At 62.2% G+C, this 10,002-nt stretch carries 5 protein-coding genes; 1 reads left to right on the forward strand and 4 read right to left on the reverse strand.

Features of this window, described 5'->3' with window-relative positions; translation table 11 throughout:
• The first annotated feature begins 54 nt into the window (after positions 1-54).
• Positions 55-2,181, forward strand: a complete 2,127-nt coding sequence (locus GYH34_RS10650) for a CHAT domain-containing protein (protein ID WP_161913550.1) — start codon at positions 55-57, stop codon at positions 2,179-2,181.
• 624 nt (positions 2,182-2,805) lie between these two features.
• Here GYH34_RS10650 and GYH34_RS10655 read toward each other — a convergent pair.
• From GYH34_RS10655 to GYH34_RS10670, 4 genes are all read right to left on the reverse strand, one after another.
• Positions 2,806-3,834, reverse strand: coding sequence for an IS110 family transposase (locus GYH34_RS10655; protein WP_161913551.1), 1,029 nt, complete (start codon positions 3,832-3,834; stop codon positions 2,806-2,808).
• 545 nt (positions 3,835-4,379) lie between these two features.
• Positions 4,380-6,797 carry a penicillin acylase family protein gene (locus tag GYH34_RS10660; protein WP_161913552.1) on the reverse strand — a complete coding sequence of 806 codons (2,418 nt, stop codon included), beginning with the start codon at positions 6,795-6,797 and terminating at the stop codon, positions 4,380-4,382.
• Positions 6,790-8,502, reverse strand: coding sequence for a cyclic peptide export ABC transporter (locus tag GYH34_RS10665; protein WP_161913553.1), 1,713 nt, complete (start codon positions 8,500-8,502; stop codon positions 6,790-6,792). The genes GYH34_RS10660 and GYH34_RS10665 overlap by 8 nt, the downstream gene beginning before the upstream one ends.
• 93 nt (positions 8,503-8,595) lie before the next feature.
• Complete coding sequence (locus GYH34_RS10670) at positions 8,596-9,999, reverse strand: glycosyltransferase (RefSeq protein WP_161913554.1); 1,404 nt, start codon at positions 9,997-9,999, stop codon at positions 8,596-8,598.
• Between the last annotated feature and the right edge of the window lie 3 nt (positions 10,000-10,002).

Raw genomic sequence — 10,002 nt, forward strand, 5'->3', positions numbered from 1 at the left:
CCGGCTCCATGGGACGGCGGTCGGACGGAGCAAAGCAGGGGCGTTTCGACGACAATGAAGCTCTCAGACATCTTTCCGCTTACTTACGAGGCATATCCTCAGATTACCTGGTGGAATGACGAATTTGATTGGCGACAACGCGGGGTGGACGTCTGCGAGTTTCTGGTAGAAACCCAGCACTGGCTGATTGAAGAAAGCGACGGCCAGATGCTCGCATTCTCGGTCTCGGTATGCGCCGACATCATCGAGCAGACTGCCCGTGCGCCGGACGAGGCAACCGCCAGCTGCATCGACTGCGTAAGGTTTATCGCCGCGGTCATCCCGGCCCAGCGAACGCTCGCGCTAGGCCAACTCGGGGACAGCTATGGCTGGGTCCTCTGGGGAATATCCCGAGCGCACGATCCGACGGCACGGGTAAACAATGCGAACTATGCTCTGCCTCCCTATGGGGACGCGCCGCATGCTCACAATGAAGCCGTGCTGCCATTCGTGGTGGACTGGATCCAAACCGCCTATCTGCTCGCTCGCAAATTCGGCGGCCTCGACGACCACTGCCGGGATTTCTTTGACTACTCGATCCACATCATCTTGACCGCAATGGCGAATGGCGATCTCCGCGCGGGCGTCGACGCAACGATAGCAATGGCCAACTGGGCGACCACACGAGGCCACGCCGGAGCCGAGACCCTGACCAGAACGTTGTTCCAACTCATGCAGCAGGACTTCGTCAACGCAGAGACCAAGGCGCGGATCGAGACGCTTTTCCTCACCTCTGCGGCGCAATGGACGGATCGCACGCCCGTCGAGTGGGCCCGACATCTGCTCGAGACTCGGCGCGAACATCTCAGGGAGCACGAGGTCTTCCAGACAATGGCGGTGGCGACCGACGATCTGGCTTCCTGGACGGCGAACCGAACCGTCATCCTCACGGAAATCCGCCGCCTGTCCGCGTCCTACCATGAAAGATCCCCGCGCGCCGAGGCCCTGATCTCCCTCGAATCTCGCGCCTCTATCCTGATGCCGCTGATCTACTGCCTAACGAGAGTGGGATCAGTCGACGACATTCTGGATGTGCTTTGGGCATGGTACGGCTCAGTCGACTGGGAGCGAGGTGACTCAAATGTCCTTTTCATATCCCCTAACCACGGCGATGGCGTCGCTTATGTCTGGCCCCATGGGCGCTGGTTCGCACCGCATGCGGACATCAGCGGCAGCCTGGAGGCCCTGCTCGTCGCCGTTTCGAACGCCCTGTCGGACTACTTCCGGGGCCCCGCTGGGGATCGCATCGTGGACCTCGATGGGCGTCGGGCAGGCATACCCGCCTTCGAGAATGGGCGGGCCCTGGCCGAGGCCGTCGAAGGTCATTACCAGTTGCGCGGACTAGCCCAGCAGCTGCCGCATGATTTCGCTCCTCGGGCCATCGTGGTTGTGCCTGGCCACCGCGATCCTCTCCAAAGCCTCTTCTCTCTCGGAACAGGCCGATTTGCCGCCCTGGAGGCGAGCCTTGCAGCCGCAGCAACCGACAGGCCAATCGAGGTCCTAAGCGTGTGGCCCGGCGCGACCCAGCTAACCGAGCCGGAACTTGAGTGCCTTCGTGCCGCGGCACAGGTGGCCGGTTGGAGATTGAAGGTGCGTGAGGGCCAACTGGACGCTGCGGCCTTCAAGGACTTCTATGAAGACCCGGAGCCCGATGCGCTCTGGGTTATCGGTCACGGACAGCAGTCGCCCTACAGCGTCTATGAGACTGGCCTCATCATGGATACAGGCGATCTGCTTCCCATGCCACAAATCGCATCGTTAGCCGTCCCTGCTGCCGGTCGCCGTCTCCTCGTACTCAATGTGTGCAGCAGCGGGTCGGCGCAGACAATGGATGGAATGGCACGAATCGGACTCGCGCAAGAACTCTGCTCGCCGCAACAGCAGGTCATCGCCCATCTCTGGCCGATCAACTACTACGCCGCGCTCGCCTTCGGCTGCTCCCTGGCGAGCCGACTGAGGGCCAACCCGGTGAGCATCGCGTTCCGGGGCGCCACCAACGTGATGCGAAACCAGAATGCACTTCTCGAGGAACTCGATAGCGTCGCGCCGGGTCTGGCCGCGACCGAAAGATTCGCTCACGGTCACGTCGCAGAAATTCTGGACAACATCCTCTGCTGGGGATGCCCGGCTCTTTTCACCTGAACTTCCTGCGGCTGTTGCAGACCGAGTATAGCCGCGGCCCAGTTGAGGTGGTCAGGCCCGTAGCGCGATGTCGTTGAATTAGGGCCGAGCTGGACGCTGTTGATGTGCGGCTTGGAGCTTCTGAAGCCTGGCCGCCCTCCCTTCAAACTTCGGGCGGCAACAAGGTTGCTATCGCCGGTCAGCTAACGGCCTACCTAGACCGACCAGCAATGTGAGAGTTTTCAACAGCAAATGGGCTGTTGGCCTTTTCGTTGGCCCCAGTATTTTCCACGCTGACAATTGTCTATTAAAGATCAAACTGTTATGATAATTCTGTGATGACGCCCCTGGCACCACTCCCGCCTACGAAAATCCATGTATGGATGCCCCCGTTCGCGCAAGAAGTTTTCAGACGGCGGGTCGTGTGATCGGGTGCGGTCATGTATCAGGCCTCGAGATGCGGCCTAAATCGACCGCTGGCCGGTATGGAGATACGCGGATCCGGAGCACATCACTCAAACGAGCTGAAAGCTCTGTGGATTTTGCTGCTTTGCCAGACCCGGATCTGACCGATCATTAGACCTTACCGTTCGTCGACCTCCTCACACGCCTGACATTCCTGCAGTGCTGCTTGTTTTTCTCACATCAGATCGTTGCAGCTACAGGAATACGATAATCCTCGTTTTTCGTCAGCATGGCCCAGATCGAACGGGCCATCTTGTTGGCGAGCGCGATCGCGACGAGCATTCGCGGCTTGCGTCCCAACATGCGATGGAGCAACGTTCCCTCCGGCGCCCCCTTCCGGCAGGCCCCACGCACGACGGCCATGGCGCCAACGATAAGCAGGCGCCGAATGTCGCGCTGTCCCATCTTCGATGTTCTCCCCAGAAGCTGTTTGCCGCCGGTCGAATGCTGCCGTGGAACGATCCCGAGCCAGGCGGAAAAATCTCGGCCGCATTTGAAGTGGTCCATCGACGGCGCGAAGGTCTCGATTGCCATGGCTGTGATCGGCCCGACGCCCGGCATCGTCTGCAAACGGCGGGTTATCGCGCCGCGGGCGGCTTCGAGAGCCGTCGCCTTCTCGAGATCGGCGATCTTGTTCGCCAGCGCCTCGATTTGCCCGAGGAAAATACGCGACAGCTCGACCACCAGAAGCGGAAGTGAGGTTGTCGTCTCCTCGACCGCGTCCGCGAGTATCTTCACATTCGCAGGCCCTTGCGGGGCGACGACACCGTGCTCGGCCAAGTGGCCACGCAAAGCGTTGATGAGCTGCGTGCGCTGCCGGACCAGAAGATCGCGAGTACGAAAAAGCATGGCGCGGCCCTGCTGCTCTTCGGTCTTGACGGCGACAAAGCGCATGGTCGGTCGGATCGCTGCTTCGCAGATCGCCTCGGCGTCAGCCGAATCATTCTTTTGGCGCTTGACGAAGGGTTTGACGTAGGCCGGCGGCAATAGGCGAACCTCGTGGCCCAATGCACTGATCGCACGCCCCCAGTGATGCGCGCTTCCGCAAGCCTCCATAGCGACGACACAGCGCGATTGCTCACCCAAGAAGGCGAGAACCTTCTCCCGCGAGAGCTTCTTATGGAACGCCACGCTGCCATCGGCCCGAGCGCCGTGGGCCTGAAAGGAGCGTTTTGCAAGGTCGATGCCGATGATGCTAACGTTTTCCATGGATGCCCTCTTCATTCGTGGGATGCGCAAACATCGCCACTTTGGCACATCGCGATGCCGTCAGGAGGGGGCATCCACTCCATCACGCTAGACTACGATAACTAAACGAGTTAGCGTCCAGCTCCTGCGGAGCCTCCTTCCGCAGCTCTACGCCCGGATACGCTCCGACTTGCCTCCTCCTCCTTGCTGTCTCCTTGCTAGAAAGGGCGGTCGGCGACAACCTTCGCTCCCGGCTGACGCGCTTCTGGCCGAAAGGGAGGCGGGTATGCGGGAGAAGATCACCAAGCGGGCGGATCGAGCCTTCCGTGCGTGACACCTTTCTTTGGGACAGTGAGATTCCCGGGTTTGGCTGCAAGGTGACCCCCAAAGGGGGCGCATCTACCTCGCGCAATACAGCCAAGGCGGTCGCGACCATCGCGTCACGATCGGCCGACACGGCGTCGAGTTCAGCGCGTTAACCCGGATTCGGAGCCCTGCGCCACACCGGCAGAGCCGGGGGAACTCTCTCTTCGTTTTAGAAATCGTTCGGATACAACCGTGATGCGTCAGAAGTGAATCGAAGCGAGGCTTCCAGGCCGAGTGGCAGAAGGCCTCAAGCTGATCGATGCTATGGTGTCCGTTCGACGAAACGGGCTCGAGTGGCCGGCGACCCAATCGGACTGCTGGTCGTCGTAGTGATCGGACAGGAGTTGTCCCGACTGGCCGGCGGCCATCTGCATCAGCCCGTCCGTTTCGCGCCCCGGCGAAATGACCATGCGCGCATTTGCGCCGGAGCTCTTGCCGTTCTCGGCGAAATAATAGCGCACGCATTGCGCGCAACCCGCGAGCTTCGCGTGCGACATGTTCAGAAGCGATGCCAGAATCGGCGACGCCGCGGCGAGCGGATGAGCCATTTCTACACGATTCGCATCGCCCCAGCGGATGTCCGACAATGAACGGCCTTCGTGCCTTTGTCGCAGCCGCTCCGCGGTCTTCGTCAGGAGCGATCGCAAAAATGCGTTCTTGTCGCCGTTAGCGAATGCTGGCCAAAGGTCGGCTTGCCGGCTTTCCAGGATTGTCCGAACAGGCTCGTCCACATTGGACCAATCATACACGAAACCCGGCTCCAGTTTTCGGCATCGTGCAAGGAGCGGTGACAACAGTGACTCTATCAGAGCCTTACGAAATTCGACGAGAACCGGCAGGCCGAGGCTTCGCGCTTCTGCCCGCCCGTCCCAATCTTCCAAGACGCGGATCAGATCGGCGAGCTCTTCTCCCCGATCCCGGCTTTGCTCTTTCAGGGCGCGTAGCGCGACGATACGATAATAGCCGTACACATCCGTCACCGTGTCCAGTTGGAGCTCGGCCATGTCCTTTTCGTCGACTTGCTTCGCCTCGCGTAGCCTTTGGCTGATCCGCCACGCCCGATAGCCTCCCGAATAGTCGTGGCCGATGCCTGGAGCAAAATCGGCGGACGACAACATTCTTTGATTGGCGTTGACGATGAAGCCGGACGCCGGATCGATGATGGTAGGCAGCTCTCGCGGCGTGTAATGGCCGTCCCATCCGATTTGTCCGTCGTCCCAGTATTCGGCGAACAAACCGTCGAAACCCTTTCTTTTCGGCATCTTGCCCATGAAGGTCCATGCGATCGAGCCGGAGCTGTCCGCGAGCAGGCCGTTGAGCGGCGGAACGCCGGCGCTGCGCAGGACGGGCAGCGCCTCCTTAACATTCGAAACCCCATCCATGTCGATCAATCCGAGATTTGTCGAGCTCGCCTCCAGCATCGTCCAACGGAGCGCGACCTTTCCACCCAGCAGCGGATCCGGCAGAACCGGGCCCCAGATGGTATCCTCGACGCGCAGCTCGACGTCGGACGCCCCGCGCACGCCGATGCGCTCGATGCGGGACGAAAAATCACGGGCGCCGTCTGGAGCTCGATAGGTCGACGCATCCACGCCCTCGAGACGCAATCGCACGAGGTCGGCGAAATCGCCTTCGACGCTCGTCAGCCCCCACGCGACGCGTCCGTTCGTTCCTGCGATCACCAGAGGCAAGCCGGGCAAAGTGAGGCCTTCGACTCGCAAGGGGCCATAAGAAAGATCGGCTCGATACCAAATATTGGGCAGGCCGAGCGCCAAGTGCATGTCATTGGCGAGAATCGCGCGGCCGTCCCGCGTCCTGCCGGGCGCCACGACCCAGCCGTTGGAGCCTCGAGGCGCGCGCGTTCCGCCGATGAGCGCGGCGTCGCGCTCCGTTCGCTCGCGTCCATGAAGCAGCAGCTCGAGCTCTCGCGGCGGAAGCGCATCCGACAAGCAGCGATCGGGCGCGCGCGGCGCCAGGGATTCGTTGTAGCAGTCGCTCTCGGGCGTGAGGAATTCGACGACAGCAGGCGGAAGCGCCGCCCGCATGACGCTCGCCGTGCGCTCCTGATCCACCGAATAGGAGAGATCCGCGAGGCCGAGCGCCACCAATATGCTGTCCTCACGACGCCACGGCTCCGGCGCATAGCCGAGAACGACGAACTCCCACGGCCAGACCGGCGCGTCCTTCATCGCCTGATTGACTCCGGCCGCATAGGAAGTCAGCGCGGCCTGCTGTCCGGGCGGAAGCTGTCGCAAAATCTCGCCCGCCAGCCGTTCGAAGCCCATCGCACGGCTCCAGCTATCGTCTTTCACCAGCGCCTGGCCGAACAGCTCGGCCAGCCGTCCCCCTGTCTTGCGGCGCAAGAGATCCATTTGGAAAAGGCGGTCGCGGGCCGTCGCGTAACCCAATGCGGCATAGGCGTCTTCACGATCTCGAGCCTTGATGTGAGGCTCGCCGATCGCGTCGAAGGCCACCTCGACGGCCCCGTGCAAGCCCGGAACGAAGCGGAGGCCGCTGTCGTTGTGCAGGGGAAGACGCAACAGGCCGTATAGGGCGGCGGTCGCCGCCACAAGCGCGATGACGGCCACGCAGCCCGCAAGGCTCCATATTCTACGCATGTTCGCATCTCTGTCCGAACGAAGGTTGGATTTCGAGCGCGCCCGGCAAGGGGCCGTCGATCTGTCCGGCGCTCATGCGAATGAGATGATCGGCCAGATGAAAATAGCGGTCGTCATGCGTGATCACGACGACCGTTTTGCCGCACGCCTTGAGATCGGGCAGGAGCCGTCGATAGAAAGCGTCGCGGAATTGTGGATCTTGCTCGGCGGCCCATTCGTCGAACAGGTAGAGGGGCCGATCCTCGACATAGGCGGTCAGCAACGCCAGCCTCTTGCGCTCGCCTCGCGACAGCGCGGTCGTGGAGAACCGCCCCTCCTCGATGCGAAGCTTGCCGTCGAGCTCCAACAGCGTCAGCATTTTCTCGGCGCGAGCCTGCGCCGGCGGCTCGCCGTAGCCGAGCAGCGGGTCGAAGACATAGGCGTCGGCGAAGACCGCGGAAAAGTTCTGTCGGTAGGCCTCTCGATTCTCGTCGCAGACTTTCTGTCCGCCGAGGCGCAGCTCGCCCGCCTCCGGGACGAGGAGACCGAGCATCAGCAGGGCCAAGGTCGTCTTTCCGCTTCCATTGCCGCCGGTGAGGAAAAGGATTTCGCCGGGTGGGATGCGAAGGCTTATGGGACCGATCAGACAACCGCCGTCGCCGCTTTCATTGTCGTATCGATAGGTCACTCCGACGAGCTCCAGAGCGCCGGGCCGGAGCTGCGAGAGCGCGCGCGACTCGTCGTCCGCATCATGCGTATCTTTCGTGAGCCGCAATCCCATCGCCTCGATGTTGCGCAAGGCTGCGGCCCCGCGGCCGAGCTTGGGGAGCCAGCCTCCGATGAACGACAACGGGCCGCCGAGATAGAGCATGGCCACTGCGAAACCGGTCGAAGCCTCGAGCGAAAGTCCATAAAACCGAGGGACGAGGAACAGGATGACGCCGATGAGCAGATAGAGGAGCGCCTCGGCCGCGCGTTCGACGAATATGAAGATCGCCTGCGCCCGCAATCGCTGCGTCTTCAGCACGCCGGCGGCGGCGCGAAGATCCTGCTCGAGAAAGGCCCGCCGGCGGCGAGCGTTCATTCTCAATTCTTTGCCCCCGTCCGTGACCGCGCGAAAATGCCGAAAAATCGTGTTTTCGCTCGACCGCGCGCGTTCGAGCCATCGCCAGCCCCAGCTCTGCGGCGCGCGAACCGCGAGAAAGCTCGACGCGATGAACGCCGATACGAAAGCAAAGAGTCCCGGAGACAGCGTCCAGAGATAGGCGAAGACGGCGACGACCTTGGAGCCTTCGATCAACAAGGCCGGCAGAATCTCTTGAGCGTTGACGACGCTGTCGACATCGCTGGTCAGAGCCGCCATCATTCGATGCTCTCCCAGCATCTGCGCTTCTCGGAGAGGCGCCGCCAGAATGCGGGACGCGAGCCACAGACGCAGATTGAAGAGATTCTCCTGGGCGATTCGGGACAACAGCATGATGGAGACGAGGCTCGACGCCAAGGAGACGAAGCACAGCGCGAAGAACGCTACGGCGATGTCCGACAGGTCGTCCTTGCCGCCTTCGAGCGCATGCGTGATGAATGCGAGCAGCCACATGCTGCTTGCGCCCGCGATCGTCCCGGTAACGACCGAAATCGCCAAGGCGCGCTTCGACGCCGCGAAGAGACTCCAGAGGCTCCACCCGCGCGCAGGTCGCGCCGCTTCTCGTATGCGCTTGTTCGCCATGCGCCTCCCTCGACTTTTCCGGCTCGAATCGCTGTCGAAATGATCAACCGTGCCGCTCGTCTCGCCGAAGCGGGTTTCTATGGTCATGAACGATCAGGCTGGCGTCGCCCGCTGCGCCTCGCGCCCACGAGGGATGTCGGTCGGCGCGCGCTCTCTTGTCGAAGCGCGTCCTTGCGAACGCAAAATGGATTCGAGGAGCGTCACGCCCCGTCCCTCCGCCTCTTCTTCTGCGAAGCGCGCCTGCATGATTGCGAGCTGCACGCCGATATGAGGGTTGTTCATCGTCGCCTCGACGAGGGACTTCACTCTCGCGCCGTCGACCTCGGCGAGCTCTCCGCCATTGGTCGCCAAGCCGTGATAGGTCGCGCGCGCGGCAATGCCGGGATGATCTCCCCCGAGGGGAAATATCACCATGGGAACGCCGAGAAATATGCATTCCTTGACCGTGTTCGCGCCGCCATGGCTGACCATGACGCTCGCGCGCCGCAGCAGGGCGATCTGCGGCGCATGCGCGACCACGACCGCATTCGCCGGAATCGCGCCGAGCGCGTTCAGGCCGGCCGCGCCGCCGATCGCCAGCACCCATTGCCATTGCGGCGTCGCCTCGGCCGCGTCGAGCACCGCTCGATAGAAGCGCCGATATATTTCCGGAGAGCGCCACAGATAGGTTCCGAGAGCGCAATAGGCGAGCGGCTTGTCGGCGTCCAGCAGGCCCCAAGGAAACTCGACCTCGCGGCGTTCGAGGCCGATCGACGCGCCTATATAATGCTGATCGGGAAGCGGCGACGACGGAAAGTCGAAGCAGGAGGGGAAGGGCACGATTTCGGTCAGGGGAATCGCGAGCTCCCTCGGACACGCCGTCCTCCGTCGGAACGCCGTCAGTCCATATTTCGCCGCGACGCGACGCGTCAGTCGGTCATGACCGAAAAGCAGCAGCCGTCGTCGCCATTCGACCCGTTTCCAAGCCGCCCGGATGCGGGCGGCGCTCCACAGCGTCTCGCGGCGTCGAGGGACGATCGCGGACGACATCGGCGGGAGGCCGGTTCCGTCGCGCGGCGCGAGGGTGGAGCAGAAGTAGGCGCTCTTGATTCCGCGCGACTGCGCCATCAGCGCGGGCCATTCGATGTAGGGGCCGCCCGAAAAGAGAATGATATCGGGCTGCAGCTCGTCCAACGCCGAGAAAAACTCCTCGTCGCCGCCCGCGACCAGATAATCGACGAAGCGCCGGAAGACAGAATGTCTGCGAGGCGCAAAGAGGAGATGGGCGAGGCCTCGCCGAAGAACGCCCTGATTGGTCAGCTCTCCGACGCTTCCCTCGGGAAAATGCTCTCGAAACAGTGTGACGAACGCAAATCCGTTCGCTTCGACCAGCTCCCGTGAATCGGCGACGCCGACATAAGTCACGCGATGCGCGCGCGCCTTCAGATCATTCGCCAGTCGGAAGCTGGCGTTCAACGAGCCGACCTCGTGCAGGATGAAGAACATCACATTCGACATGAA

The organism is Methylosinus sp. C49 (assembly GCF_009936375.1).
In the GTDB taxonomy this organism is placed as follows: domain Bacteria; phylum Pseudomonadota; class Alphaproteobacteria; order Rhizobiales; family Beijerinckiaceae; genus Methylosinus.